General features: G+C 68.5%; 23 protein-coding genes. 9 read left to right on the top strand and 14 right to left on the bottom strand.

From position 1 onward, the window contains the following. Positions 1 to 5: 5 nt before the first annotated feature. Complete coding sequence (locus LV82_RS08285; RefSeq protein ID WP_104070701.1) at positions 6 to 884, bottom strand: LysR family transcriptional regulator; 879 nt, start codon at positions 882 to 884, stop codon at positions 6 to 8. 100 nt (positions 885 to 984) lie between these two features. Here LV82_RS08285 and LV82_RS08290 point away from each other — a divergent pair, with 100 nt between their 5' ends. The 3 genes from LV82_RS08290 to LV82_RS08305 are packed head-to-tail and all read left to right on the top strand — an operon-like array spanning position 985 to position 6,161. Continuing rightward, the gene (locus tag LV82_RS08290; RefSeq protein ID WP_104070703.1) at positions 985 to 2,502 is read left to right on the top strand and encodes a proton-conducting transporter transmembrane domain-containing protein; all 1,518 of its coding nucleotides are present in this window, start codon (positions 985 to 987) and stop codon (positions 2,500 to 2,502) included. Between the two features lie 24 nt (positions 2,503 to 2,526). Next, the gene (locus LV82_RS08295; protein WP_342750179.1) at positions 2,527 to 5,826 is read left to right on the top strand and encodes a YbcC family protein; all 3,300 of its coding nucleotides are present in this window, start codon (positions 2,527 to 2,529) and stop codon (positions 5,824 to 5,826) included. Further along, the gene (locus LV82_RS08305) at positions 5,823 to 6,161 is read left to right on the top strand and encodes a hypothetical protein (protein ID WP_245873123.1); all 339 of its coding nucleotides are present in this window, start codon (positions 5,823 to 5,825) and stop codon (positions 6,159 to 6,161) included. Before LV82_RS08295 ends, LV82_RS08305 begins: the two co-directional genes overlap by 4 nt. Positions 6,162 to 6,166: 5 nt before the next feature. On the opposite strand, the gene LV82_RS08310 is transcribed toward LV82_RS08305, so the two are convergent. From LV82_RS08310 to LV82_RS08320, 3 genes are all read right to left on the bottom strand, one after another. After that, positions 6,167 to 6,832, bottom strand: a complete 666-nt coding sequence (locus tag LV82_RS08310) for a L,D-transpeptidase (protein WP_104070704.1) — start codon at positions 6,830 to 6,832, stop codon at positions 6,167 to 6,169. Positions 6,833 to 6,968: 136 nt separating this feature from the next. Next, positions 6,969 to 9,590, bottom strand: coding sequence for an AAA family ATPase (locus tag LV82_RS08315; RefSeq protein ID WP_104070706.1), 2,622 nt, complete (start codon positions 9,588 to 9,590; stop codon positions 6,969 to 6,971). A gap of 1 nt (position 9,591) precedes the next feature. After that, positions 9,592 to 10,713, bottom strand: a complete 1,122-nt coding sequence (locus LV82_RS08320; RefSeq protein WP_245873124.1) for a metallophosphoesterase family protein — start codon at positions 10,711 to 10,713, stop codon at positions 9,592 to 9,594. Between the two features lie 220 nt (positions 10,714 to 10,933). On the opposite strand from LV82_RS08320, the gene modA reads away from it, so the two are divergent. From modA to modC, 3 genes are read left to right on the top strand one after another with little or no spacing between them, the layout of a single operon-like run. Then, positions 10,934 to 11,722: a molybdate ABC transporter substrate-binding protein gene (modA, locus tag LV82_RS08325; RefSeq protein WP_104070709.1), complete on the top strand. Its 789-nt coding sequence runs from the start codon at positions 10,934 to 10,936 to the stop codon at positions 11,720 to 11,722. Further along, the gene (modB, locus tag LV82_RS08330; protein WP_104070710.1) at positions 11,722 to 12,387 is read left to right on the top strand and encodes a molybdate ABC transporter permease subunit; all 666 of its coding nucleotides are present in this window, start codon (positions 11,722 to 11,724) and stop codon (positions 12,385 to 12,387) included. Before modA ends, modB begins: the two co-directional genes overlap by 1 nt. Next, positions 12,384 to 13,472: a molybdenum ABC transporter ATP-binding protein gene (gene modC, locus LV82_RS08335; RefSeq protein ID WP_104070712.1), complete on the top strand. Its 1,089-nt coding sequence runs from the start codon at positions 12,384 to 12,386 to the stop codon at positions 13,470 to 13,472. Before modB ends, modC begins: the two co-directional genes overlap by 4 nt. Here modC and LV82_RS08340 read toward each other — a convergent pair. The 10 genes from LV82_RS08340 to LV82_RS08385 all read right to left on the bottom strand — a co-directional run bounded on the left by LV82_RS08340 (position 13,469) and on the right by LV82_RS08385 (position 21,968). Continuing rightward, positions 13,469 to 13,897, bottom strand: a complete 429-nt coding sequence (locus LV82_RS08340; RefSeq protein WP_170063385.1) for a thermonuclease family protein — start codon at positions 13,895 to 13,897, stop codon at positions 13,469 to 13,471. The genes modC and LV82_RS08340 overlap by 4 nt on opposite strands. 90 nt (positions 13,898 to 13,987) lie before the next feature. Continuing rightward, positions 13,988 to 14,395, bottom strand: a complete 408-nt coding sequence (locus LV82_RS08345) for a universal stress protein (RefSeq protein WP_104070715.1) — start codon at positions 14,393 to 14,395, stop codon at positions 13,988 to 13,990. A gap of 17 nt (positions 14,396 to 14,412) precedes the next feature. Beyond that, a complete protein-coding gene (locus tag LV82_RS08350; protein ID WP_104070716.1) occupies positions 14,413 to 15,453 on the bottom strand; it encodes a YeiH family protein in 1,041 nt (346 codons plus the stop codon). 117 nt (positions 15,454 to 15,570) lie between these two features. Continuing rightward, a complete protein-coding gene (locus tag LV82_RS08355) occupies positions 15,571 to 16,575 on the bottom strand; it encodes a zinc-dependent alcohol dehydrogenase (protein ID WP_104070718.1) in 1,005 nt (334 codons plus the stop codon). Beyond that, positions 16,572 to 17,333: an SDR family NAD(P)-dependent oxidoreductase gene (locus tag LV82_RS08360; protein WP_104070719.1), complete on the bottom strand. Its 762-nt coding sequence runs from the start codon at positions 17,331 to 17,333 to the stop codon at positions 16,572 to 16,574. The genes LV82_RS08355 and LV82_RS08360 overlap by 4 nt, the downstream gene beginning before the upstream one ends. A 1-nt stretch (position 17,334) precedes the next feature. Beyond that, positions 17,335 to 18,642, bottom strand: coding sequence for a histidinol dehydrogenase (hisD, locus tag LV82_RS08365; protein WP_104070721.1), 1,308 nt, complete (start codon positions 18,640 to 18,642; stop codon positions 17,335 to 17,337). Between the two features lie 9 nt (positions 18,643 to 18,651). Then, positions 18,652 to 19,983, bottom strand: a complete 1,332-nt coding sequence (locus tag LV82_RS08370) for a TRAP transporter large permease (RefSeq protein WP_104070722.1) — start codon at positions 19,981 to 19,983, stop codon at positions 18,652 to 18,654. Positions 19,984 to 19,992: 9 nt separating this feature from the next. Continuing rightward, positions 19,993 to 20,508 carry a TRAP transporter small permease gene (locus LV82_RS08375; protein WP_104070724.1) on the bottom strand — a complete coding sequence of 172 codons (516 nt, stop codon included), beginning with the start codon at positions 20,506 to 20,508 and terminating at the stop codon, positions 19,993 to 19,995. Positions 20,509 to 20,609: 101 nt separating this feature from the next. Then, entirely contained in the window at positions 20,610 to 21,758 is a 1,149-nt protein-coding gene (locus LV82_RS08380) for a TRAP transporter substrate-binding protein (protein WP_104070725.1), read from the bottom strand. A gap of 18 nt (positions 21,759 to 21,776) precedes the next feature. Beyond that, positions 21,777 to 21,968: a hypothetical protein gene (locus LV82_RS08385; RefSeq protein ID WP_104070727.1), complete on the bottom strand. Its 192-nt coding sequence runs from the start codon at positions 21,966 to 21,968 to the stop codon at positions 21,777 to 21,779. Positions 21,969 to 22,121: 153 nt separating this feature from the next. Here LV82_RS08385 and LV82_RS08390 point away from each other — a divergent pair, with 153 nt between their 5' ends. The 3 genes from LV82_RS08390 to cuyB are packed head-to-tail and all read left to right on the top strand — an operon-like array spanning position 22,122 to position 25,101. Next, a complete protein-coding gene (locus LV82_RS08390) occupies positions 22,122 to 23,153 on the top strand; it encodes a LacI family DNA-binding transcriptional regulator (RefSeq protein WP_425427743.1) in 1,032 nt (343 codons plus the stop codon). Continuing rightward, positions 23,150 to 24,358, top strand: a complete 1,209-nt coding sequence (locus LV82_RS08395; protein ID WP_104070730.1) for a DegT/DnrJ/EryC1/StrS family aminotransferase — start codon at positions 23,150 to 23,152, stop codon at positions 24,356 to 24,358. The genes LV82_RS08390 and LV82_RS08395 overlap by 4 nt, the downstream gene beginning before the upstream one ends. Then, positions 24,355 to 25,101 (top strand): cysteate racemase, encoded by a 747-nt coding sequence (gene cuyB, locus LV82_RS08400; protein ID WP_104070732.1) that lies wholly within the window; start codon positions 24,355 to 24,357, stop codon positions 25,099 to 25,101. Before LV82_RS08395 ends, cuyB begins: the two co-directional genes overlap by 4 nt. Positions 25,102 to 25,157 lie beyond the last annotated feature (56 nt).

Here is a 25,157-nt window from a genome sequence, read left to right on the forward strand (position 1 = left end):
GGGTTCTAGGCGTGGGCTGCGCGCAGGATCTCGTCAACCAGGGGGTTGGGGAAGCGGCGCGCGATCGTCACGGCCAGAAAGCGCTCGCGCAAGGGGTCAAGACGCGCACGTTCCACCAGCCGGCCCGAGGCCAGCTCGTCGCGCACGACGATCGGCGGAATGACTGCAAGGCCCGCGCCTTCGCGCGCCAGAAGGCGCAGCATGGCCATGTCATCGGCCTCGGCCGCGATGCGGGGAACAACGCCCAACCGCTGGGCCAGCGCGTCGAATCCCGCCCGGATCGCGGTCTCCGGCGTGGGCAGGATCAGCGGCTCGGCCCCCAGAATCCCGGCCAGATCGGTCGGCGCGTCCGGGCCGGGGGGCGGGCCGACCAGGCTGACGGGCTGTTCGTCCAGTTCATGGACCAGATAGGGACTGGCCGCGTCGCGCGCGGGCGGCAGATTCGTCAGCACCACGTCCAGCGCCATGGCCCGTAGCCCGCGCAGCAATTCGTCCTGGCTGCCGGATCGCAGGATGACCTCGACATCGGGCCGCCCGATCAACGGGGAAACAAAGGCGATCTGGAAGTTGCGCGACAGCGTCGCCAGCGCCCCCACGCGCAGGCTGCGCCTTGCGGTCCCCGCCTGGCGCAGCGTGGCGGTCAGATCTTCGGCCGCACGAAAGATCGCATCGGCATGATCCAGCGCGATGCGCCCGGCCTCGGTCAGGACCAGACCCCTGCCCCGGCGTTCGAACAAGTCATGGCCCAGCGAATCCTCCAGCGCCTTGATCTGCGTGGACAGCGCCGATTGCGAAAGGTTCAGCATGCGCGCGGCACCCGTCAGCGTGCCTTCGCGCGCAACTGCCCGGAACAGGCGCAGATGATGCAGGTTCAGCGGGGCCATTGTTCCATCTGATAGAATGGTTGAATAGATAATATGTAATTTTCTGGAAGTTTCAAAGATTGTATCCGATGCGTCGAACAGGACCCGACCGGAGACGCAGATGACTTTCTCGATTCCCCTTCCCGCCCTCGCGCCGCTGATCCTTCTGGCCACCTCGGGCATGGCGGCGTTGCGGCCGGGCTGCCGGCCTCGTCCGATCCCGCCCCTGTCCGAAGCGGCGGCTTTTGCGGCGCTGGCTCTGGGCCTTGGTGGCGTCGTCCAGCTGATCGTGGCCGGACCCATTTCGGGAACCCTGGTTCGCCTTGACGCCGTATCGGCGACGATGGCGCTGCTCGTCGGCTTCGTGGGCTGGATCGTGATGCGCTATTCGCGCCGCTATCTGGACGGCGAAAGCCGCGAAGGCCTGTTTCATTCCCGGATGCTGGCCACGCTGGCGGCCGTGCTGGTTCTGGTCCAGGCGGCGCATCTGGCGGTTCTGGTCGCCGCGTTCGTGGCGGTGGGCCTGGGGCCGCGCGCGCTGCTTCTGTTCTATCCCGACCGGCCCGAGGCGCGGCGCGCTGCGGCCAAGTTCTCGCTGGTCTGGCATGCGGGCGATCTGGCGCTGATCGTGGCGGCGGTTGCCTTCTGGCGCGCCTCGGGTTCGGCCGATCTGACGGCGGCGGCCATGCCGGGCTGGGCGCTGCAGATCGCGGCCATCGGGCTGGTCGTGGCGGCGCTGCTCAAGACGGCGGCCTTCCCGCTGCATGGCTGGCTGACCGAGGTGATGGAGGCCCCGACCCCGGTTTCGGCCCTGCTGCATGCGGGGATCATCAATTCCGGCGGCTACCTGCTGATCCGCATGGCGGATGCGGTGCAGTCCAGCGCGGGCGCGATGGCGGCGCTGGTGCTGATCGGGGGATTCACCGCCCTGTTCGGCGCGGTCGTCATGCTGACGCAAAGCGCGATCAAGACCGCGCTGGCCTGGTCCACGGTGGCGCAGATGGGCTTCATGCTGATGCAATGCGGGCTGGGCCTGTGGGCGCTGGCGCTGCTGCATATCCTGGCGCATTCGCTGTACAAGGCTTATGCCTTCCTTGGCTCGGGTGGCGCGGTGCGCGCGGTTCTGGCAACGCGCCGGCCCGGGCCCGTCGCCGTGCCCGACCTTGCGGCCGTCGGCCGGTCCTTCCTTCTGGCGCTGGGGCTCTATGCCGCCATGGCCGCCCTGTTCACGCTGATCGCGGGGCCGAAAAGCCCGCAGGCGCTGGCGCTGGGGGCGATGCTGGTGTTCGGCGTGGCCTATCTGGTGGCCCAGGGCCTGGCCGGGGCGGCCCCAGCCGCGCTGACCCGCCGCACGGTCACGGCCTCGGTCGCCGCCGCGTTCGGCTATTTCGGCTTTCAGGTCGCGGCCCAGGCGCTGTGGGGCCCCCATCTGCCGCCCACGCCGCAGGTCGGCGCGCTGGAATGGGCGTTGATCGTGCTGGCCGTGGGGTCGTTCGGCCTGGTGGCCTTTGCGCAGGCATTGTTCCCGCTTTGGGCACATCACCCGGCCTCGGCCGGCTGGCGGGTCCACCTGGCGAACGGGCTGTATCTGAACACGCTGTTCGACCGCCTGATCGGCGGCCTGCGCACCGCCCGTTGACCCGCTTTCCCCGGAGGACTCCCCATGTTCATGAAACACGATGTCATCGCCCCGGCCCGGATGCCGGAAATCCTGCGCGCGGCCGAATCCGCCCTGCGCGCGATCCCGCCCGCCTTCGGGCTGGAGGCCACGGTTGCGGTCAACCCCTTCCTTGGCCAGTCGGGAACCGATCTTGCCACGGCCTCGGCCCTGATGGCCCGGGTCGCGGGCGAAAGCCTGACCCGCCCGCGCGCGGAATTCGCCGCGATGATCGCCCGGGGCGAGATCAGCGACGACGACCTGGCCGCCGCGCTGATCGCGTGTGAATCTCCGTTCAAGCCCGTCGATCTGGCGATGCTGAAGGCCCGCGCCCGCACGGATGCGCCCCCGGTGAACCCGCTGCCGACGGTGGCCGATCTGGCGGCCAGGGTCACGGGAACCGACTGGCCCGCCGTGATCGCCCGCAGCCTGGGCCTGTGGGCGGCGGGTCACTACGATCGCGGCCAGGCCCTGTGGACGCCCACGCCGGGGCGCGAGGCCTATACCGCCTGGCGCGAATGGGCCAGCCATGACCTGACGCCCGAAATCGCCGGGCTGCCGGGCTTCTGCGCTCATGTCGCGGCGGCGCCCGATACCGCCGAACGGGCCATCCTGCGCGCCGCCGAACGGCTGGGCCTGGACGAACAGGCCGCGCCGACGGCCTTTCACCGGCTGCTGATGGATCTGGGCGGCTGGGCCCAACTGGCCCGTGGCGCCCTGTGGCGGGCCGAGCTGCGCGGCGGGACCGATCGGGACCTGGCTGGCCTGCTGGCCATTCGCCTGATCTGGGAAGAGGCGCTGCTGACGCATGTGCCGCAGATCGGCGCCGAATGGGCACGTGTCGTTGCGGCCCATGCCGCGCCGGTGGTCCCCACCCCCGATCAGGTGATCGACGCGATCCTGCAGGACGCCGCCGAGCGCGCCCATCAGCGTGACCTCGCGCGGCGCCTGTCAGCCCCGGCCGCCGTGCGGTCGCGCCCCGCGCTGCAGGCCGCCTTCTGCATCGATACGCGCTCGGAAATCTTCCGCCGCGCGCTCGAGGCGCAGGATGCCGGGATCGAGACGCTGGGCTTTGCCGGCTTCTTCGGCCTGCCGCTGGCACATCAGCAGGCGGGGTCGGACGTGGTCGAAGATCACCTGCCCGCCCTTCTGGTGCCGCAGATCCGGACCTGTTCCCACAGCCCGGACGAGGCCGATTCCCGGATCCGCGCCCGCGCAACGCGTGCCTGGGGACGGTTTCGGCAGGCCGCCGTCAGTTCGTTCGCCTTTGTCGAAGCCGCCGGCCTGACCTATGGCGCCAAGCTGCTGCGTTCGGCGCTGCGGCTGGGCACCGATCGCGCCGCGTCGTCTGCGCCCGATATCCTGTCCGCCATACCCGGCCCCGCGCGTGCCGAAATCGCGGCCCGCGTGCTGAAGGCCATGGGCCTTGCGCGAAACCAGGCGCCGCTGGTCCTGCTGATCGGCCATGGCGCGCAGATGCAGAACAACCCGCATGAAAGCGCCTATCATTGCGGCGCTTGCGGTGGCCATACGGGCGAGGTTTCGGCGCGCGCGCTGGCGATCCTGCTGAACGATCCCGAAACCCGGGCGGGGCTGGCCGCGCATGGCGTGACGCTGGCCGAGGATGTGCGCTTTGTCGCGGGGCTGCATGACACCACGACCGACGAAGTGACCTTGTTCGATGACACTGGCATGTTCGACGGTGGCGATTCATTGTCCAAGGCCCGCGAATGGCTGCGCGCGGCGGGACGCCTTGCACGGGCCGAACGGGCCATGTCCCTGCCCGGCGCCACGCCCGACGGGCTGTTCGCGCGGGCGCGCGACTGGGCCGAATTGCGCCCCGAATGGGGCCTTGCGGGCTGCGCCAGCCTGATCGCCGCGCCCCGGTCGGTCACGCGGCTTGCCGACCTGCGCGGGCGCAGCTTCCTGCATTCCTATGACTGGCGAACGGACGAAGGCTTTGCCACGCTGGAACTGATCCTGACCGCGCCAGTGGTCGTGGCCAGCTGGATTGCGCTGCAATACTACGGCTCGACCGTGGCGCCCGACAGTTTCGGCGGCGGAAACAAGACGCTGCACAATGTCGTGGGCGGCATCGGGGTTGTCGAGGGCAATGGCGGCAGGCTGCGCGTCGGGCTGCCCCGGCAGGCGGTTCATGACGGGCAGGCGCGCCGTCATGATCCGCTGCGCCTGAGCGTGCTGATCGAGGCGCCGCAAGAGCCGATGGCCGAGATCCTGAACCGCCACCCCGATCTGCGCGCGCTGTTCGATAATGGCTGGGTTCATCTGCTGGCCCTGCAGGACGGCCGCCCCGTGGCGCGCTGGCAGAAGGGGCGCGGCTTCCGGCCCCTGTCACGGCGCTGGGGCAAGGCAGGGTTCCACCCCAAGCGTGGGGATTGTGCGGCGGCCCGGCCTTGCCCGCGTCACGGCCCCGCCCTTGGCACGCGCTTTGGGGGCCCGTGGCGACGGGGCCTATCCCTCGACCACCGGGTAGTGCGGCCTGCCCCAATCGGCGTGGGGATTGGCCATCATCAGGTCGATCACGATCGGCACGATCGTCGCCAGGATCTTCACGCCATCGCGCAATTGATCGCGATTGACGCTGGAATTCCACGTTGCGCCGCCATGGACCAGCTGGTTGCGCAGCACGTAAAGCCGATCGAACAGCATCGCCAGGATCGCGGCGGTATCCTTGCGGGCCAGGGCTATGTGGAACTTCTTGCGCGCCCGCTCGAACTTCTCGGCCCAGTCCTCATTTCCGGGAATGCCATGATGGTGCCGCCAGAACGGCGCAAAGACATATCGGTTGTCCAGAAAGACCCGGATCGGCCCCGGAAAGGTCGTCCACACCGCGCGATAGATCGCGCCCGCGGTGTCCAGGTCATGCAGGCGCTGAAAGAAGGTCTGCAGGGCGTCGCGTTCGGGCAGGTCAAGGGATTCGTCGGCATAGGCCGCGTTGAAGGCAATCCAGTAGAACAGAAAGGCCGCGTCCGGGTCATCGGCTTCGCGTTCGGCCCGGCCCAGCCAGCTGATCGCGCGGTGAACCTTCAGCGCCATGTCGGTTGGAAAGCCGTTGCGCAAGGCACGCTGACGGGCCTTCAGCTGGGCATGGCGCAACGGTCTGCCTGGAACGGATGCCTGTGCCACCTTCGCGTGTCTCCCTGCCGCCATTTTCCCCTATCAGGAAGCCCGATTGCGCGCGACGTCAAGGGCTTGGCCCGCGGGGCGGGGTCGATTTCGGCTCGACATGCCCGGTATCCGGCCTATCATGCGCGGGGATTTCGCAGGAACACGAGGACGGCATGACCGCAGCACGCATCACGACCTTGCGCTTCACGGGGCAATTCGGCCGGGCCTGGCCGGTATTTGTGGCGCTGGCACTTGGCGGCTGCGTTGCATCAACACCCAAGACGGATCCCGACGGCTTTCTGACCGAAACGCCCGACTGGGTGCTGGAGGTGGCCGCGCCAGGTCAGAACCTGTCCACCATCAAGGTCAATCCCGAGGATGGCTGCTATTGGTACCTGCATCAGGGCCCGGTCGAGGCCACGCTTCTGCCGCTGCGTTCGCGCGACGGGCGTCTGATCTGCACGGCCGAATCGCCCCGCGCCCAGGGCGCGGTGCTGCCTTCGCCGCGCTAGCACGATCAGCTTTGCGCGGTGATCGAATCCTCGGCGGGATACAGATAGGCCGTCACACCGACATCGACGAAGTCGTACAGGTGGTTGATATGCGCCATCACCATGCGCACGCAGCCCGAGCTGGCACGCAGCCCGATCGACCAGGGCTGCGGCGTCCCGTGAATGCGCAGATAGGTGTCGCGGTTGCCGACATACAGATACAGCGCGCGTGAGCCGAGCGCGTTGTTCGGCCCCGGGTCCATCCCGTCGGCAAAGCGCGCATAGGTTTCGGGTTCGCGTTCGATCATCGCCTGCGTGGGCGTCCAGCGCGGCCATTTGGCCTTGCGCCCGATCGTGTAGGTGCCCGGTTCGTACAGATCGCCGCGCCCGATCGCCACGCCATAGCGCATGGCCGTACCGTCGTCGCGGATATGGTACAGATAGCGGGCGACGGCATCGACATGGATATCGCCGGGGATCAGCCCCGGCCGCGCCTCGACCAGCGTCGGCAGAAAGCGCGGATGCAGCCCCCACGGGTTCGACGTGTACAGGTCGAAATTCGGCGGCGTGACCAGCGCGTCCCATTCCGCCCATTGCCGCTCCATCTCGGCCGAGGCGCCAAGGACCGGTGCCGCGATCGGAGGCGAGAACATCGCCGCGGCGGTGATGATGAAATGGCGTCTGGTCAGCATGGGTGCGATCTCCGATGGCGCATGCCGGTATTGGCAGAGGAACAATGCTGTCATGCCCGGCCGGGTTCCGCCACATGCATGTGACAGATGCCCCTGTCTAGTCACGACCATGTGAGAATCACCGACAGTGGCGGATTCACGCCACCGTCGGGCGCGAGATCGCGATCGCCGTGCCCCCCAGCGCCATGAAGGCGCGCTGGCGGCAGGAAAAGACGAGGATCTGCAGATCCTGTGCCTGGCGGGTCAGGGCGTCGAACATCTGTTCGATCCGCTGGTCGTCGGTATAGACGATGGCATCGTCCAGTATGACCGGCGCCGGCCGGCCCTTCTGCGCCAGAAGCCGGGCAAAGGCCAGGCGGACCAGCAGCGAAAGCTGCTCGCGCGTGCCCCCCGACAGGATGTCGTAATCCTCGGCCTCGCCGCGCCGGCGAATGGCGCGGATCATGCCGGTTTCCGCGTCGATCTCGGGCTCGGCATCCGGCCAGATCATGCGCACCAGCGGCACAAGTTCGCGCAGCACAGGCGCGACATAGGCCTCGCGCGCCGCGTCCTGGGCCGCACGCAGGGCGTCGCGCAGCCGTTGGTGCACGGCGATCTCGAAGCGCAGCCGATCGAGGCGGTCCCGCACGCGGTCCAGTTTGTCGCGGCAGAAGGCCAGCTGTTCCTCGATGCCCTCGCCGGATTCCAGGTCTATCCGCGTGTCCAGCGCGGCCAGCTCCAGCTTCAGCTCGCTGCTTCTGTGGCGCACATTTTCAATCGCCGCGCGCGCGCGTTCAGCCCTGGCCTCGGCCATGGCCAGATCCGGCGCGTTGCGCCGCAGATCCGCAAGATTCACGCGGGCCCGCTCGGCGGCCTGTCCCAGGGTCGCAATCTCGGCATCCAGACGGGCCAGTTCGGCCTCGGGGTCCTCGGCCCGCAGCGCGGCCTTGGCGCGATCCATCCGCTCGCGCGCGGATTTCTCCTGCGCCTCGGCCCGCGCAAGCGCCTGTTGTGTGGCGTCCCTGCGCGCGCGGGCTGCGGCCAGCGCCTCGGCGGCCCGGTCCAGCGCGCGCTCGGCATCGGCCAGATCACGTTCGGCCGTGGCGCGGTCGGGCAGATCGTTCACGCCCTCGGCGGGCTCGGGCAGGCTGGCCAGTTCGCGGCGCAGCTCGGCCATGCCTTTCGGGGCAAGGGCGGCCAGGCGGGCCTTGGCATCGCGCAAATCGGCGTCCAGCGCCGCGCGCTGGTCCATGGCGCGGTGAATCTCGGCCAGATCGGACAGGCCGGTCGCGGCAAGCGCCTTGCCCGCCGCGTCGCGGACCTGGTCAAGGGCCGCGTCGCCGGCCAGCTCGCCGGGGTCAAGCTCGATCCGCCCGACCCCCTCGATCTCCAGCGTCACCGGCGCATCAAGGATCTGCCTCGTGCCGTCGGGAACGGGTTGGCCATCGCGCATGACCTCGGCCCGCGCGGCGGGGGCGCGGCGCACGGTAAAGCCCGGCAATGCGCGGGCATGGGCGACCTCGGCGGCCTGCAATTCCTGGTGCGCCTGCACGGCACGGGTCAGGATTGCGGCCTGGGGCAAGGCGGCCAGCCGGGCCTCCAGTGCCTCGATCTGCCCGCGCAGGGATTCGGCCTGGCCGATCCGTTCGATCAGTTCGCGGCGGCGGCTTTCGGCCGACCGCGCGGCCTCGGCGCGCAGGACTCGGGTTGCCACATCGCGGGCCTTGCGGTGGGCGGCCTCGGCAAGGCGATGGGCGGATTCGGCGGCCTGGTGATCCTTGCTTGCAGCAAGGGCGGCCTCTTGCGCCTCGGCCAAAGCCATGCGGGCACGCTTCAGCGCGGCATCGGCCTCGGCGCGCTCGGTCAGCGCGGCGCGCAGTGCCTCGGCCTGTCCCTTATGCGCCGACAGCCGCGCGTCAAGTTCGGCCAGCGTGCGCTCAGCGGTTTCGATCTGGCCGCTGCGCTCGCGCGCCTCGGCCAGCGCGGCCTCGGCCTCGGCCAGCCGTTTCCGCAGATCGGCCTGCGCCTGCGGGTCCTCCAGCGTGGCAAGTTCCGCGCGCACCGCACGGCGACGCTCCAGATCGCGGGCCAGCTTGTCGGCGCGTTCGGCAAGCTCGCGCTCGCGCGCCTGCAGCGACTCGACCTCGGCCTCGGTGCGGGCAAGATCGCTGCCGGCGCGGGCCTTCTTCTGCGAACCGGTCAGCTGGCTGGACAGGAACGTCTCGCAGGCGGCCAGCGCGCGTTCCAGCCGGCGGCCGCCCGTCATCAGCTCCACCTCGCCCGCGACCTCGGTCATGATGTCGCGGCGGGCGGCTTCCTCGACCTCGCGGATCTTCTTCTCGACCGGCTCGCCCACCAGACCCTGGCGCACCCACAACAGCCCCGCCGGGCCCGCGCCCCCCTTGCCGAGGCCCAGAAGCTCGGCCAGGCGTGTCTCGGCGGCCTCGCCCTCGGCCACAGCCGCGCCGTCGCAGGTCAGTCGGGCCGACTTGCGCCCGGCCGAGCTGGACCAGACCTTGCGGATCGTCCACTGCCGGCCATCGGCCTCGAACGCCACCTCGACCTCGGGATCTCCGCCCGCCTTGGGCTGCAGGCCGCGGGCCACGGCGTCCCATGACCGATGCGACAGGAAAAAGGCCGCATGAAGCGCGTCGAAAAAGGTGGACTTGCCCGCCTCGTTCGGGGCGGTCAGCACGTTCAGACCGGGGCCGATCCCCTCGATCCGCGCCGGATCGACGAAACGGCGCACATTGCGCAGCTCGATGGCGGTGATGCGCATCCTATTCCTCCCGGACCAGCGACCACAGGCGGTTCAGCGCCGCCTCGGCCACGCGCTGGTTGTCTTCGCTCAGCCCGGCATTGCCAAGGGCCTCGTCCTGCAGGATCTCGGCCGCCTGGCGCAACGCACCCGATGGCGCGATCAGGTCCAGATCCTCGGCGCCGTATTCGGTGCGCAGGCGGCTTTCATCCAGCGCGAAGAAGTGGAAATCGGGCGCGATGTCGCGCGCCGCCGCGCTCAGCGCGCCGCGCTCGGGCAGGCGCAGCCAACCTTCGGCCCTGACCCGCATCAGCATGTCGCGCCGTGCCAGCCGGTCGGCCGGCATCAGCCCGGCCAGGGCCGCCGCGACATCCTGCCCGGGGCTAAGCGAAAGCGTCGGCTCGGACCAGTGGAAGCGGCCGGTCTCGACCTCCTCGACCTCGGGCGGCGTCTCGCGGGCCGGAATGGTCACCGCCAGGGCAAGGCCGCGCCCGCCGTGGCGGAAGCGGTCCTGTTCCGGCGTGCCGCTGTAATGGACACGCGGCCCGATCTGCCGCCTTCCGTGCCAGTCGCCCAAGGCCAGATAGTCCAGACCCGCGCTGCGGTCGCGATCGGGCGGGATCATTGCAGAGGCGTCGAAATCTTCGCCGAAATCGGTCACCCCGCCATGGGCAAGCCCGATCCGCAGCGCGCCCTCGGGCGTGGCGCAGCCGGGCATCCAGGCCGTCAGGTCGATCCCTGGAAACTGCCGTGGCAGCGGCGCGGGCAGCAGCACCACGCCCGGCGCGATCTCGACCGGCGCCGGCTCGCGCAGCACATGCACATCGGGGCTGGATTCCGCGTCGAAGCGGCGCCAGAGCTCTTCGCCGGCAAGGCTGTCGTGGTTGCCCGGAATGATCCACCATTGCAGACCCGTCGCGTTCATCGCCGCGGCGGCCTGACGGCGCACCGCGTCCGAAGGTCCGATCGTGTCGAACAGATCGCCCGCAACCAGGACATGGTCAATCGCGCGCGCCCGCGCGGCGTCAGCAATGCGCGAGATGACCTCGTGGCGCGCCTCGACCAGTCGGCCGCGGACCTCTTCGGGCAGCGACCCGAACGCCTTGCCCAGGTGCAGGTCGGATACGTGCAGGAAACGAAACACCTTTACACACCCTCCTCTTGATCTGGCACTGGATCCCGGCAAAGCCTGAACGGCAGGCAAGCCGCGCCGGAACCGGGGCGCCGCGGGGAAGTTCGCCCAACAAGCGACTGACGGCAAGCCGTTTTCGCCCGAACGCGGCCACGAACGGCCCCGCGACAGCGTGACGGTTGACCTTGGCCGCGTGACGGCGAAATGTGGGGCTGGACCATTCGGGGATCCCATGTTGAACCGTCGCCATTTCGTGAGCTCGGCCCTTTTCGCGCTGGGACTGCCCGCGCCGCGCGCCGCGGGCGACAGCCGCGCGCCGATCGTTGCGGCGGCCTCGGACCTGCAATTCGCCCTGCCCGACGTGGCGCGGGCCTTTACCGAACGCACCGGGGCAGAGCTGCGGCTGGTCTTTGGCTCGACCGGCAATTTCGCGCGCCAGATCCGGGCCGGCGCCCCGTTCGAGATGTTCCTTGCCGCCGACGAATCCTATGTGCTGGCGCTTGCGGATCAGGGGCTGACGCTGGACCGGGGCAGGCTGTATGCGCTTGGCCGGATCGTCCTTGTCGCGCCCCCGACCAGCATCCTGGAACCCGACCCGGCGCTGGACAATCTTGAACGCCTGCTGGCGCAGCGGCGGATCACGCGCTTTGCCATCGCCAATCCCGATCATGCGCCCTATGGGGCGCGGGCGCGCGAGGCGCTGATCGCACGCGGCCTGTGGCAGTCGGTCCAGCCCGCGCTGGTGCTGGGTGAAAATGTCTCGCAGGCGGCGCAGTTCGCGTTGTCCGGCAATGCCGAGGGCGGGATCATCGCGCTGTCGCTGGCCATGGCGCCCGACATCCGGGCAAGCGCGCGTCAGGCGCTGATCCCGGCCGAATGGCACGCGCCCCTGCGCCAGCGCATGGCGCTCTTGCGTGGCGCGGGTCGGGTTGCGCGGGACTTCCACGACTTCATGCAGTCCCCGCCCGCGCGCGAAATCCTGTCGCGCCATGGCTTTACCCTGCCCGACGGGGCATCGTGATGGACTGGCAGGCGCTTTTCCTGTCGCTGCGGCTGGCGGGCTGGACCGTCGTCCTGTTGTTGCCGGTGGCCATCCTGGGCGGGCGGGCGCTGGCGCAGGCCCGGTTTCGCGGCCGCGGGCTGGTCGAAGCCGTGCTGACGCTGCCGCTGATCCTGCCGCCCACGGTCCTTGGCTTCTACCTTCTGGTTGCGCTGGGGCGGGAATCGCCCGTCGGCGCGTTGTGGAACGATCTTTTCGGGCATCAGCTGGTCTTTACCTTTCAGGGCCTTGTCGTGGCCTCGGTCCTGTTCAACCTGCCCTTCGCCATTCAGCCCGCGCAGCGCGGTTTCGAATCCATCCCCCCCGTTCTGATCGAGGCCGCGGCAACCTGCGGCATGTCGCCGTGGCGCCGGCTGTGGCGCGTGGAAATGCCGCTGGCCTGGCCGGGGCTGCTGACGGGCATGGTGATGACCTTTGCCCATACCCTGGGCGAATTCGGCATCGTCCTGATGGTGGGCGGCGCGATTCCGGGCGAAACGAAGACCATCGCGATCGCGATCTATGACCGGGTCCAGGCCTTCGACATGCGCTCGGCGGGTGTGATGTCGGCGGTGCTGGTGCTGTTTTCGCTGGCGACGATCGCCCTGACCTATCGTCTGAGCGCACGGATCGGGGGGGCGCGATGAGCCTGAACGTCCGGCTGGAGGCGCGCGCGCCCATCCCCGTGACGGCCGAATTCGAGGCCCTGCCCGGCCAGATCCTGGCGCTAGTCGGGCCTTCGGGCGCGGGCAAGACCACGATCCTGCGCGCGATCGCGGGGCTCTTGCGCCCCGACCATGCCCGGATCGAGGTCGATGGGGACCCGTGGCAGGACAGCGCGCGGGGCATCTTCCTGCCGCCTCATGCCCGCCGGCTGGGCATGGTCTTTCAGACCTGGGCGCTGTTTCCCCATCTGGACGCACGCGGCAACGTCCTGGCCGCGATGGACCGGCCCGACCCGGCCCGCGCCGACCGGCTGTTGCAAATGGTGGGGATGAACGACCTGGCCCACCGCCGCCCCGCCGCGCTGTCGGGCGGACAGCAGCAGCGCGTGGCCCTGGCCCGGGCATTGGCCCGCGCGCCGCGCGTGCTGTTGCTGGACGAACCCTTTTCCGCGCTGGACCGCACCGCGCGCGAACGCCTTCAGGCCGAGTTGGCCCGATTGCGCGCCCATCTGACGATGCCTGTCGTCCTTGTCACCCATGACATGAACGAGGCCCAGCTGCTGGCCGACCGCATGGCCGTGGTCGAGTCCGGCCGCATGATCGCGCAGGGCAGCGTGGCGCAGGTGATGGCCGATCCCGACGCGCTTCGGGCGATCGGCCTGCGTGAGGCGGCCTCGCTTCTGCCCGCCACGATCGCGGCGCATCTGCCCGACGGCCTGACGCAGCTGGACAGCCCGGCCGGCCCTATCCTGATGCCGCGGCTGGATGGCGCGGTGGGCGACACGCTGCGGCTGCGCATCATGGCGCATGAGGTGATCCTGTCGCGCGCGCGACCCGAAGGCTTGTCGGCCCAGAACATCCTGGCCGGGCGCATCGCCCGGATCGTGCCGGGCCAGGGGCCGGGGGTGATGGTGCATGTCGATGTCGGCGGGCATGAAATCCTGGCCCGCATCACACGCCGCGCGCTGGCGCAGCTGGGGCTGCAGCCCGGACATACGGTTCACGCGATTCTCAAGACCATGTCGGTCGCGCGCGATCACGTCGCGGCACGCGGCGCGACAGCCTAGTTGCGCCCGCAGGTTCCGTAATATCCGCCGCTGAAGCGGCAATATTCGCGGGCGACGCCCTTGCGGATCATCCAGGCCGTGATGTCGGTGCCGTCGGGCAGAAAGCATTGACCCACGATCCGGTCGTAGCGATCGATGTCACGCACGCGGCAGGTCAGCTGCCGTCCGGCGATCAGATCCCTCAATGCCCGGGTCGCCGCCGCGCCGCCACGCTGGTTCCATTCGGGGGCATCCAGCCCCCAGACCCGGATCGGGCGTCTTTGCCCGGACAGCGTGAAGGTATCGCCGTCGGTCACGCGCGCAACGCGCCCCGAGATCGTGTTGTCACGCGACATGGCAGTTGCCTGCCCATGCGGCGCGCCGCCATCGCGCAGCCATGAGAGCACCGCGACCGCAAGAAGGACGGGAATCAGGAAACGCTTCATCGATGGGACCCGCTGGCCTGGCTTTCCCGGATGGATGCCCTGCCGGCGCGGCATGAGCAAGCTCCAAAGGCGGCCGACCAGGGCACGGGGTCAGCGCATGATGAAGACCGAACAGGGCGCGCGGCGCGACACGCGGGCCGCGGTCGAGCCCAGCAGGTAATCCTGCACGCCGGGTTTCTGTGCGCCCACGATGATCAGATCCACCCCGTTCTCCCGCGCATATTCCGCGATGGCCAGGCCCGCGCGGCCCCGGATGACCACGGCCTCGACATTGGGCAGGTCGCCAGTGGCCTGCAGCAGGCGCTGGCGCACGCGCTCGGACAGGTTCTTTGGGGGTTTGACGTCGATGAACTCGGAAACGAAGGCCGGAACGTCCTCGAGCACGGTCATGACCGTTATGCGGCCGCCCGGCTCTTGCAGGCGTCGGGCGATCTCCAGCTTGCGCGGCAGGACCGATTCATGGTCCAGCGCGACGGGGATGAGGACATGTTGATACATCGCTGTTTCCTTGTGTTTCAGGGCGCGGCAACGCCGGGGCCCAGGACATTCAACCCGATCAGCACCAGCACGGCCAGGAATGCGGTTTCCGCGACCAGCAGTGCCGCCGCGGGCAGCCCCACCTGCATGATGTCCTGCGGCCGGGTCTTCAGCCCGACCGATGCGATCGCGGTCAGCAAGAGCCAGCGCGACGCGCCCGATGCGAGCTCGATCACCGGCGCGGGCATGAAGCCCGCCGACGTCACGACGGCCAGCGCCATGAACCCCAGCACGAAGAGTGGCACGATGGGCGGCCTCTTGCCGTCGATTGCCGCCTCGCGCGAAGCCGCGCGCAGCACCACCGACGCGATCAGGACGACCGGCGCCAGCATGACGACGCGCAAGAGCTTGACCAGCGTCGCGGTATTGCCGGCCTCTTCCGACACCGAAAAGCCCGCGCCCACCACCTGGGCGACGTCATGTACGGTGGCGCCGATGAAGATGCCCGTCATGCGATCGTCAAAGCCCAGCCAAGCGCACAGCACGGGATAAAGGATCATCGCCACGGTGGACAGCAGCGTCACCCCGACCACGGTGAAGATCAGCCGTTCCTCGGACCGTTCGTCGCGCGGCAGGATCGCCGCGATCGCCATCGCCGCCGAGGCGCCGCAGATCGCGACCGCGCCCGAGGACAGGAAGGCAAAGCGATAATGGAATCCGAACAGGCGCGAGCAGGCCAGGCCGAATCCGATCGTCGCCGCCACGCCCACGACGACCAGCGCGATCACGGGCGCGCCCAGCACCGTCATGACCTCGGCGCTGATGCGCACGCCCAGTAGCGCCACGCCAAGGCGCAACAGCGTCCGCGCGCCGAACTCGATCCCCGGCCGGGCGCGGCCCTCTTCGGACAGGAAGTTCAGCGATATGCCGAACAGAAGCGCCAGCAACATGGTCGGCGCGCCGTAATGGTCGGCCACGAACTGGCTGGCCAGCGCGATGATGCCGGCCACCAGGACGCCGGGGCCGATCGCCCGCATCGACTCGAACCGTGTCGCCTCGAAATGAAAAATACTGCTCATCCCCGTTCGATCGCCTTGGGTTTCGTTGCTTTCGCCGTGCCGGCAGGACAGCCCGTGGCCGTGGCGGCATAGGCGGCGCGTTCCGGGCGCGAATTGCACGACGGATCGGACATCGGTTCAACCCCTTGCGGGATCGGGTTTCAGAATGATCTTCGGCGCGGCGACGCGGGCCTGACGAATGTCGTGGAAGGCCTGCGCCCCGGCATCCAGAGGTCGCGTCTCGGCCCAGTCCAGCGCGCCAAGGCGGCCGTCGGACATGGCCTGCACCGTGTCGCGGAAATCCTGCGCGGTGTAGGTATAGGTGCCGACAAAGGTGATTTCCTGCAACGTCATGCGCCGCACGTCCAGCCCACCCTCGGCGCTGCCCAGGCCGATATGGACGATGATCCCGCCCGGCCGCGCCACGCGCGAAGCCTGCGCGCGCGTCCCAGCGATTCCGACGCCATCGACGACGATATCGAACGGCCCCTGCGCGGCCGGATCGTCCGGCGTGACGGCGCGCTGGCCGCAACGCTCTTGCAGGACGGCGCGGCGCGCGGGGTTGGGCTCGACCATCAGGATGTCGGCCACGCCCTGCGCGGCAAGGCACAAGGCCGCGCCCAGCCCGATCGCCCCGCCGCCAAGGACCAGCGCGCGGGCATCAGCCGCGGCGCCGGCGGGATGGGCGCGCGCGATCCGCGCTGCGTGCCAGCCGCAGGCGATCGGCTCGGCCAGCGCGGCCTGGTCGAAGGACAGATGATCGGGCACATCGACCAGATTGCCTTCGGGCATGGCCAGAAGCTGGGCAAAGCCGCCTTCGCGCGGGGGCATCGAGATGATCTGGCGTTCCGGGCACAGATTGTCGCGCCCTTCGCGGCAGGCCCGGCAGGTGCCGCAGGTGACCAGCGGATTCACCGCCACCCGGCTGCCCGCGCGCGCACCGGTCAGGATGCGGCCCGCGACCTCGTGGCCCAGGATCAGCGGCGCGGGGCGGCGTTCGTCATGGCCCGCCCAGGCATGCATGTCCGAGCCGCAGATACCCACGCTTTCGACCGCGACCAGTACCTCACCCGGGCGCGGGGCCGGATCGGGCATCTCGCGCATCTCCAGATGGTGCGGTGCGGTATAGACCAGTGCCTTCATTTCGCGGTGAACCCCCCATCCAGCATCAGCACATGGCCCGTGACATAGTTCGAAGCCGGCGAGCACAGGAACAGGATCGGCCCGTCCAGATCCTGGGGTTCGCCATTGCGGCCGATGCAGGTCTGCGCGGCATTGCGGGCGGCCAGGTCGGGGTCGGAAAAGACCGGCGCGGTCAGTTCCGTGCGGAAAAAGCCCGGCGCGATCGCGTTTGCGTTGATGCCATCGCGCGACCACGCTTCGGCCATGGCGCGGGTCAGCTGAGCGATCCCGCCTTTCGAGGCGCCATAGGCCACCCCGCCGGGAAAGGCGCGGAAGGATTGCAGCGAGGCAAAGGTCACGATCCGGCCCCAGCCGCGCTTGCGCATGGCCGGCACCAGCTTCTGACTAAGGAAGAACGGTGCCGTCAGGTTCAGCGCGATCGTACGGTCCCATCCCTGCGGCGTGACCTCGTCGGCCTTTTCACGCGTGTTGAGTCCCGCGGCATGGATCACGATGTCAGGCGGGCCAAAGGGTTCGGCGATGCGCCGCGCCAGATCGTCCAGGCCCTCGCGGTCGGCCACGTCGCCCGCGATCGCCGCCGTTCCCTCGCCTGCCTCGGCGCGCCAGTCCTCCAGCGCCTCGGCCCTGCGGGCCACGCCCACGACGCGGGCGCCGTTCTGCGCCAGAACCAGCGCCGCGCGCCGCCCCAGCCCCGAACTGGCGCCCGTGACGCAGGCGACCCGCCCCGAGACGTCGAACAGCTCCGCCACGCGTGCCATGTCAGCCCTCGACCGCCAGCACGAAATCCTCGTCCGGGAAATACTTGCGCAGCCGGATGTCGGCCGTGCGGGCATGGCCCTCCATCCCCTCGAAGCGCGAGATGCGCGCGGTCGCCTCGGCAACGGGCTTCATCCCTTCGGGCGTGGCCCGCTGCCAGGTGACGATCTTCATGAACTTGTGGACCGACAGCCCGCCGGTGTAGCTCGCCGCGCCCGAAGTGGGCAGAACGTGGTTCGTGCCCGAAGCCTTGTCGCCAAAGGCGACGGTGGTTTCCTCGCCCAGGAACAGCGAACCATAGCATTTCAGCCGGTTCAGCCACCAGTCCAGGTCCGCCGCCATCACCGTCAGGTGTTCGGGGGCGTATTCGTCGGCGGTGGCGGCCATTTCCTCGCGCCCCTCGCACAGGATGACTTCGGCATAGTCGCGCCAGGCGGCGCGGGCGTTTTCGCGGTTCAGCTCGGGCAGGTCATCGATCAGGCCGGGCACCAGCCGCAGGACCTCTTCGGCCAGTGGCCGGTGGTCGGTGACCAGCCAGACCGGCGAGTTGTAGCCATGTTCGGCCTGGCCCACCAGATCGGCCGCCACGATAATCGGATCGGCCGTCCGGTCGGCCAGGATCAGGCTGTCGGTCGGGCCGGCGAACATGTCGATGCCCACGCGGCCGAACAGCATCCGCTTGGCCTCGGCCACGAACTGGTTGCCCGGGCCGACCAGGATATTGGCCTTTGGCAGGCCGAACAGGCCGAAGGTCATCGCGGCCACGCCCTGCACCCCGCCCATGGCAAGGATGCGGTCGGCGCCGCAGACATGGGCGGCATAGACGATGGCCGGCGCGATCCCGATGCCGGGCCGGGGCGGCGAACAGGCGATGATGTTCTCGCATCCCGCGACCTTGGCCGTGGTGACGGTCATGATGGCGCTGGCGATGTGACTGTAGCGACCGCCGGGCACATAGCAGCCGGCCGTCGTGACCGGGATCGCCTTTTGCCCCGCGGTCAGGCCGGGGATGACCTCGATCTGGAAGTCCTTCACCGTGGCCTTCTGCGCCTCGGCGAACTTCTTCACATTGGCATGGCTGAACTCGATATCCCGGCGCAGCTGCCGGGGCACCTGGGCGGCGGCGCGTTCGATATCCTCGGCCCCCAGCAGGATGGGGCCGTCATACTTGTCGAACTTGCGGGCGTAGTCCATCGCCGCCGCGTCGCCGCGGGCCTCGATGTCATCGAGGATCTCGCGCACGATGCGCTGGGTTTCCGAGGCATCGGTGGTGGAATGCTTTTGCGCTTTCTTGAGGTATTCGCGGGCCATCGGGCGCTCCTACTTGTAGATGTCGGGCAGAAGGACGGTCGAGATCGCGGGCACATAGGCGATCAGCAACGTCACGATCAGCATGAAGAAGACGAAGGGGATCGCGCGCCACGCGATCTTGAGAATCGATTCCCCGGTCAGCCCCGAGACGACGAACAGGTTCAGCCCCAGCGGCGGCGTGATGAAGCCCACGCCAAGCGCGGTGATCAGCATCACGCAGAACTGGATCTCGTTCATGCCGATATTGTCGGCAAGCGGCTTCAGGATCGGGGCCAGGATGACGATGTTTGGCGTCGTCTCCATCACGCAGCCGGCGGCGATCAGGATCAGGATCATCATCAGGATCAGGACCCAGGGTTCGTCGCTGACCGATGTCGCCGCGGTCACGAAGCCCTGCGGAACCCCCATGATGGCCAGCGCCTGCGCCAGCGGCAGCGAAAACGCGATGATCGGCAGGATCACCCCGTTTACCTTGGCCGAGCTGACCAGCATCGCCGGAAAGTCCGACAGTTTCAGCGTGCCCAGGATGAAGCCGATGATGATCGTCACGACAACCGCCGTCGCGCCGGCCTCGGTCGGGGTCAGCCGGCCCGAGAAGATGCCATAGAAGATGATCCCCGGCACGATGAAGGCATACCAGCCCGATTTCAGCGCGCGCCACAGCCTTGTGCCGTATTCGGACAGCGAGATATTGCCGCCGCCCTCCCAGCCATACAGCCGGTTCATGATGATGTTGGTGATCAGGATCGAGACAAGAATGGCAAGGCCGGGAATGAAGGCCGCCATGAACAGCGTCGAGGCCGAGATGCCCAGGACAAGTCCCACGATGATATAGGCGATCGAGGGCGGGATCAGGATGCCCGTACAGGCGCCCGCCGCGACCAGCGCGCAGGCATAGGGGCGCGGATAGCCCGATTCCACCAGCCGGTCGATCGTCATGCGGCCCACCGCCGCCGCGCCCGCCGCGTCCGAGCCCGAGATCGCCGCGAACATGCCGCAGACCAGCACCGTGGCCGAACCGAAGCCGCCGCGCGCGAACTGGGTCAGCGCCTCGGCCACGTCCAGGAACTTGCGGCTCAGCCCCGTGCGCACCAGCACGTCGCCCGTCAGGATGAACAGCGGCACCGCCGTCAGCGCGAAATGGTCGATGCCGTGAAACAGGCTCTCGCCCACCAGGCCAAGCGGCAGCGCGCCAGACCAGACCAGCATCAGGATCGCCGCCGCCCCGATCGCCGCCCAGACCGGCACCGCCAGCGCCACAAGCACGACGAACAGCAGGACCGGGCCGTAGAAGTCCCAGCCAAGATCGACCGTGTGGTTCTGAAGCTGGTTCCAGAGCATGGCGGACCCTCAGTCGAAAAGCTTGTCGCCTTCATAGACCGGCCGGCCTGCGCGCAGGTCGGCCAGATCCCGAAGGAACGACTGGACAAGACGGATGATGACCAGCGCAAAGCCGATCGGCACGGCGGACAGGAACCAGACCTGGCTGATGCGCAGACCGTGGGTGACCGACCCGAATTTGGCCGACACCAGAACGGTCTCGAACGAGAAATACAGGGCGATCACCGCGACGACGAACATCACGATATCGCCAAGCATATAGACCAGCGCCTTGGCCCGCCGGCCCAGGTAATGCAGGATCACGTCGATGCGGATATGGCCGCGTTCCTTGACCGCCGCAGCCGCGCCGATCCAGGCAAGATAGATGAAGGAATAGCGCACGATCTCTTCGCCCCAGATCGAGGAATAGGCCAGAAGCTCGCGCCGCAGGACCTCGATGAACATCGTGCCGACCAGCATGGTATAGAAGACCAGCAGCGCCCAGCGTTCGGCGTTCTGATCCAGCTTGCGCAGCCATTCCGGCATGACTTCCTCCCCCGCGCGGCCACGCGGACCGCACGATCATTGACGTCATCCTGTTCAAGATGCGCCGGGGCACCATCGCCGCGCCCCGGCAGGACGTTCGCTCAGGCGTCGTGCACGTAGTATTTCGACTGCGTGCCCGCGGCCTCTTCCAGGCGGGCAAAGGCGTCCATCGAACCGGCCAGATCGACCTTGAACTGGTCCCATTCGGGACGCTGATAGCCGCCGGTTTCCTTCCACACGGCCAGCTGCTCTTCGGTCAGCGAGTGGAACTCGACCCCCGCCTTGCGCAGCTCGGCCATCGCAAAGGTCCGCGCCGACGGCACCTTGGCCAGGTTCTGGTGGAAGGTCATCTCGCCCGCCCACATGATGGCCTCTTGCACATCGGCGGGCAGCGCGTTGAACCATTCCAGGTTGACCGAATAGACCTGGCTGTCGGGCACCGCCTGGGTAAAGGTGACGTGGCTCAGGATATCCTTGAAACCAAAGACATAGAGCGCGCCGACAGACGGGTCCAGCGCATCCGCCACGCCCTGCTTGATGGCCGAGGGCGTTTCACCCCAGGCAACCGGCGTCGGGTTGGCGCCCACCATGCGGTAATATTGCTGCAGCATCTGGCTGCCCGGCACGCGGAACTTCACGCCCTTCAGGTCCGAAGGCAGAATGACCGGGCCCGGCCCGCCCTTGCGCACCGCGACGACGCGCGGATCGATGACGACATAGAACAGCGCCTTGAAGCCCGAGGCCTCGATCTTGGGGTGCACTTCGTTTTTCCAGGCATCCGAGGTCACCAGGTTCACGAAACGCTGGTTCGAGCCGCAGAAATAGGGAAGGTTGATCAGATCGACCGCGCTGGCAAAGGGCGCGAAATTCGACAGTGAATGCTGCGCGCACTGGATGGTGCCCGTCTGCACGGCCTGAGCCAGCGCGCCGCCCGCGCCCAGCTGTCCGCCCGGCGCCAGCTTGACATAGACCTTGCCATCCGTCGCGTTCTGGATGTTTTCCTTCAGGTCCAGCTGCATGATCGGATAGCTGCGCGAGGCGCCCAGCACATAGGCCGTGGCGATGGTCATCGTGTATTCGGCGGCCTTCTCGCGCTCACGCTCTTCCTGCTGGGTCTGGGCCACGGCCTCGTCCGACCACAGCATGCCGGCCGCACCCGCGACCATCGCCGCGGTAAAGCCGCCCGCCCCCACGAGCTTGAAGAAATTGCGGCGTTCCGCCGATTCCAGCTCGTCACGCTTGATATCCATTGTCTTCCTCCCTGAAGATCATTGATCGCGGCCGCTTTTTTCCTGTTCGGCGGCTTCGCGCCTGAGAATTTCGATCACGAAAAGGACCGAGGCGGCGAACAGCACCAGCATCTCGGTCACGTCGGACAGCAGGGCGATGCCGGTGAATGCGCCGAAAACGACGTTCGCGATGAACGCCAAGGCCAGGATTGCTGCTGCTGCCAGGAACATCGTTGCGCCTCCTCCTGCGCCACGATTCGAACATTGTTACTTGTAAGCGCTTACATCGCGTCATGCAAGCGCTTTCATGACCTCCGTTTATGATGTATGTTACCCATGGCACGACCGCCGATCCGACCGGCTGCCAGGGAAAGGGGCATGACGATGGCCGACGACACGCAACGCTCTGGACATGTCCCGACCCTTGCGGATGTCGCGCGGGCGGCCCGGGTGTCCTCGGCCACGGTGTCGCGCTGTCTGAACGAACCGCACCGCGTGACCAGGCAGACGCGCGAGCGGGTGATGCGCGTCGTGCGCGAACTGGGCTATGCGCCGAATTTCGGCGCGCGCGCCCTGGCGGCGCGGCGGACCGACACCTTCGGCGCGGTGATCCCCACGATGGACAACGCGATCTTTGCCCGTGGTCTTCAGGCCTTTCAGGAGGAGATGGGCCGGCACGGGATCACCCTGCTGGTGGCCAGCTCGTCCTACGATCCGGGGCTCGAGCAGGAGCAGATCCGCAACCTGGCCGCGCGTGGCGTCGATGGCGTGATGCTGATCGGCCATGACCGGCCCGAGGACAGCTATCGTCTGCTGCAGCGGCGCGGCGTGCCCTATGTCGTGACCTGGAGCCACGATCCCTCGCAGCCCCATCCCTCGATCGGCTTCGACAACCGCAAGGCGATGATGGCGCTGATGGAGCAGGTGATCCGGCTGGGACACCGGCATGTGGGGCTGCTTTCGGGCGTCCGCTATGGCAATGACCGCGCCCGCCTGCGCGCCGAAGGCGTGGCCGAATCCATGCAACGGGCCGGAATTGCGGCCGACAACCTGACGACCGTCGAGGCGCGCTATTCCATCGACGCGGGCGCGGCCGGCTTCGCGCAGCTGATGCAAAGGCGCCCCCGGCCCACGGTCGTCGTCTGCGGCAACGACGTTCTGGCGGCCGGCGCGCTGCGTCAGGCGCGGGCGATGGGCCTGAACGTGCCCGGCGATGTCTCGATCACGGGCTTCGACGATATCGACCTGGCCGAGATCGTGACACCCGGCCTGACGACCGTGCATGTGCCGCATCGCCAGATGGGCCGCGGCGCGGCCGAGATCCTGATGAAACTGCGTGACGGGCAGGACCCGGTGCCGCCGGTCGAGCTCAAAGCCTCGATCCTATGGCGCGAATCGTTGGGGGCGGCACCATGAACGGCAAGACCTTTTCGGGCAACTTCACCCAGCAGGAGCCGATCCCCGAAGACGCGATCGCCGCAGCGACCGAGGTGCTGCGTTCCGGCCGACTGCACCGCTACAACATGGTCGCGGGCGAAGAGCCCCACGCCGCCCTGTTGGAGCGCGAATATGCCGCATGGCAGGGCGCCCGCCATTGTCTGGCGACGACCTCTGGCGGCGCGGCGCTGCAGATCGCGCTGCGCGCGCTTGGCGTGCGCCCGGGCGACCGGGTGCTGACCAATGCCTTCACGCTGGCCCCCGTTCCGGGCGCGATCCACGCGGTCGGGGCCGAACCCGTTCTGGTCGATATCACGCCGGACCTGGTGATCGACCTTGATGATCTTGCGCGCAAGGCCACGGCCAGCGGCGCGCGGGTGCTGATGCTGTCGCTGATGCGCGGCCATCTTCCCGACATGGATCGGGTGATGGACGTCGCCACCTCTCACGGATTGACGGTCGTCGAAGACTGCGCGCACACGATGGGCGCGCGGTGGGACGGACGGCTCAGCGGCAGTTTCGGCACGATCGGCTGTTTCAGCACCCAGACCTACAAGCACCTGAATTCCGGCGAGGGCGGCCTTCTTGTCACCGACGATCCGCGGATCATGGCGCGCGCCATCATCCTGTCGGGGTCGTACATGCTGTATGACCGCCACGGCACCCCGCCCGAGCCCGAGGCGTTCGCCGATGCCCGATACGAGATGCCCAACCTCTCGGCCCGGATGGACAATCTGCGCGCGGCGATCCTGCGACCGCAACTGGCGCGGCTGAACGACAATATCGCGCGATGGAACGAACGCCATGCGGCGCTGGAGGCCATCCTGCGCACCTGCCCCGCGATTGCCCTGCCCGACCGTCCCGACAAGGCCTTGCGGGTCGGCAGCTCGATCCAGTTCCGCCTGCCGGGCATCGATGCGGATGCCGCGCGAAGCTTCGTGGACGCCACCGCCGCGCGTGGGGTCGAGCTCAAGTGGTTCGGCGCGGCCGAACCGGCGGGCTATACCTCGACCTGGCGCAGCTGGCGCTATCTGTCCCCCCAGTCGCTGACGCGCACCGACAAGATCCTGTCCACCCTGTTCGACATGCGCATTCCGCTGACCTTCTCGGTCGCCGATTGCCAGACGATCGGCGAGATCCTGGTCGAAGAAGCGACGGCGCTGGCCGCCGGGGCGCGTGCATGACCGCTCCGCGCCGCATCGGCATCCTGGGCGGGATGGGCCCCGAGGCGACCGTCCTGCTGATGCAGCGGCTGATCCGCGCCGTTCCGGCGCGCGATGACGGCGATCACATCCCCCTGTTCGTGGACATGAACCCGCAGGTCCCATCGCGCATCGCCGCGCTGATCGAGGGCACCGGCCCGAGCCCCGAGCCCGTCCTTGTCGCCATGGCGCGCGGGTTGCAGCAGGCGGGCGCCATGGCGCTGGCCATGCCCTGCAACACCGCCCATCACTATGCCCCGGCGATCCGCCGGGCGGTCACGATCCCCCTGATCGACATGATCGAACTGTCCGTCGATGCCGCCCTGCGCGCGGCTGGGCCGGGCGCCACGGTGGGCATCCTTGCCTCTCCGGCCGTGCGGCTGACGGGCGTGTTCGACGCCGCGCTGGCCGCGCGGGGATTGCACGCGGTCCATCCCGACCCACAGGCGCAGGACGGGCTGCTGCAGGCGATCCGCGCGATCAAGCGCGCCGGCGTGACCGACACCGAACGCCAGGCGCTGGACGCGGCCCGGGCATCGGTGGAACGGTCCGGCGCGCGGGTCAGCCTGGTGGCCTGCACCGAGCTTTCGCTGGCGATGGAACCCGCGCCGCCGGGCGGCCCGCTGATCGACACGCTGGACGCGCTGGTCGGCGGAATCGTCGCTTTCGCGCTTGCCCCTGCGTCACCTTCGTCGCACGCTTCGGATGCGGGCTGCGAAGTCTGAAGAAATTCCGGTGTCCCGGTCCGGGGCATCGGCCACAAGGGCGCCAGAAAATCCGC

It is taken from the genome of Albidovulum inexpectatum, from assembly GCF_002927635.1.
Lineage (GTDB): Bacteria > Pseudomonadota > Alphaproteobacteria > Rhodobacterales > Rhodobacteraceae > Albidovulum > Albidovulum inexpectatum.

Bases quoted from the DNA above. Each gene is read 5' to 3' on its own strand.
- LV82_RS08375 (WP_104070724.1), bottom strand. From the start codon at position 20,508: ATGCCGGAATGGCTGCGCAAGCTGGATCAGAACGCCGAACGCTGGGCG.
- LV82_RS08345 (WP_104070715.1), bottom strand. From the start codon at position 14,395: ATGTATCAACATGTCCTCATCCCCGTCGCGCTGGACCATGAATCGGTC.
- LV82_RS08355 (WP_104070718.1), bottom strand. From the start codon at position 16,575: ATGAAGGCACTGGTCTATACCGCACCGCACCATCTGGAGATGCGCGAG.
- LV82_RS08350 (WP_104070716.1), bottom strand. From the start codon at position 15,453: ATGAGCAGTATTTTTCATTTCGAGGCGACACGGTTCGAGTCGATGCGG.
- cuyB (WP_104070732.1), top strand. From the start codon at position 24,355: ATGACCGCTCCGCGCCGCATCGGCATCCTGGGCGGGATGGGCCCCGAG.
- LV82_RS08310 (WP_104070704.1), bottom strand. From the start codon at position 6,832: ATGCTGACCAGACGCCATTTCATCATCACCGCCGCGGCGATGTTCTCG.
- modA (WP_104070709.1), top strand. From the start codon at position 10,934: ATGTTGAACCGTCGCCATTTCGTGAGCTCGGCCCTTTTCGCGCTGGGA.
- LV82_RS08360 (WP_104070719.1), bottom strand. From the start codon at position 17,333: ATGGCACGCGTGGCGGAGCTGTTCGACGTCTCGGGGCGGGTCGCCTGC.
- LV82_RS08315 (WP_104070706.1), bottom strand. From the start codon at position 9,590: ATGCGCATCACCGCCATCGAGCTGCGCAATGTGCGCCGTTTCGTCGAT.
- LV82_RS08380 (WP_104070725.1), bottom strand. From the start codon at position 21,758: ATGGATATCAAGCGTGACGAGCTGGAATCGGCGGAACGCCGCAATTTC.
- hisD (WP_104070721.1), bottom strand. From the start codon at position 18,642: ATGGCCCGCGAATACCTCAAGAAAGCGCAAAAGCATTCCACCACCGAT.
- LV82_RS08340 (WP_170063385.1), bottom strand. From the start codon at position 13,897: ATGAAGCGTTTCCTGATTCCCGTCCTTCTTGCGGTCGCGGTGCTCTCA.
- LV82_RS08390 (WP_425427743.1), top strand. From the start codon at position 22,122: ATGGCCGACGACACGCAACGCTCTGGACATGTCCCGACCCTTGCGGAT.
- LV82_RS08385 (WP_104070727.1), bottom strand. From the start codon at position 21,968: ATGTTCCTGGCAGCAGCAGCAATCCTGGCCTTGGCGTTCATCGCGAAC.
- LV82_RS08395 (WP_104070730.1), top strand. From the start codon at position 23,150: ATGAACGGCAAGACCTTTTCGGGCAACTTCACCCAGCAGGAGCCGATC.
- LV82_RS08370 (WP_104070722.1), bottom strand. From the start codon at position 19,983: ATGCTCTGGAACCAGCTTCAGAACCACACGGTCGATCTTGGCTGGGAC.
- LV82_RS08290 (WP_104070703.1), top strand. From the start codon at position 985: ATGACTTTCTCGATTCCCCTTCCCGCCCTCGCGCCGCTGATCCTTCTG.
- modB (WP_104070710.1), top strand. From the start codon at position 11,722: ATGGACTGGCAGGCGCTTTTCCTGTCGCTGCGGCTGGCGGGCTGGACC.
- modC (WP_104070712.1), top strand. From the start codon at position 12,384: ATGAGCCTGAACGTCCGGCTGGAGGCGCGCGCGCCCATCCCCGTGACG.
- LV82_RS08295 (WP_342750179.1), top strand. From the start codon at position 2,527: ATGTTCATGAAACACGATGTCATCGCCCCGGCCCGGATGCCGGAAATC.
- LV82_RS08305 (WP_245873123.1), top strand. From the start codon at position 5,823: ATGACCGCAGCACGCATCACGACCTTGCGCTTCACGGGGCAATTCGGC.
- LV82_RS08285 (WP_104070701.1), bottom strand. From the start codon at position 884: ATGGCCCCGCTGAACCTGCATCATCTGCGCCTGTTCCGGGCAGTTGCG.